The 564-nt window shown below is 57.4% G+C and carries 1 protein-coding gene; it reads right to left on the bottom strand.

The window, feature by feature from the left end; all coding sequences use genetic code 11:
• The coding region (locus MOV76_RS39415) for an integrase core domain-containing protein (RefSeq protein ID WP_247266619.1) at positions 1-564 on the bottom strand (564 nt) is incomplete at both ends.

Raw genomic sequence — 564 nt, 5'->3', positions numbered from 1 at the left:
TGTGGAGCCTCAACAGGTTGTCCTCGGTCAGGCCGAGTCTGCTGATTGGTGTATTATATTTTAGGCTGCCATGGGGTCGATGCCAATTGTAGCGATGGAGCCATTTTGGCAGTTGGTCGGCTCGCATGTCCGAGGTTGGGTATGCGACGGCATAGGCCCATTCCCGAAGCGCGGTCTGAATGAAGCGTTCGGCCTTGCCATTGGTTTTTGGCGTATAGGGTCTTGTTCGGACGTGCTTGAGGCCAAGTTCGCGGCAGGCGCGGGCAAATTCGCCTGAGGCATAGCAGGGACCGTTATCGGTCATGACGCGCTCGACGGTAATGCCGAGGGTATTATAGTAGGTCAGTGCCGCCTTGAGAAAGGCGACCGCGCTGTCCTTCTTTTCGTCTGGCAATATCTGCGAGAAGGCAACGCGCGAGGCGTCATCGATGGCGACGTGAACGTACTCCCAGCCAGCGCCCCAGCCTTTGCCCCTGCGCGAACTTTGGCGGGTTCGATCACCCGTGATGCGGTGGCCAACCTGGCTGAAGCGGCCAGGTTTCTTGATGTCGATATGGATCATTT

It is taken from the genome of Rhizobium sp. PRIMUS64, assembly GCF_023006465.1.
Lineage (GTDB): Bacteria > Pseudomonadota > Alphaproteobacteria > Rhizobiales > Rhizobiaceae > Rhizobium > Rhizobium leguminosarum.
This window is presented reverse-complemented; position numbering and strand designations above follow the sequence as displayed.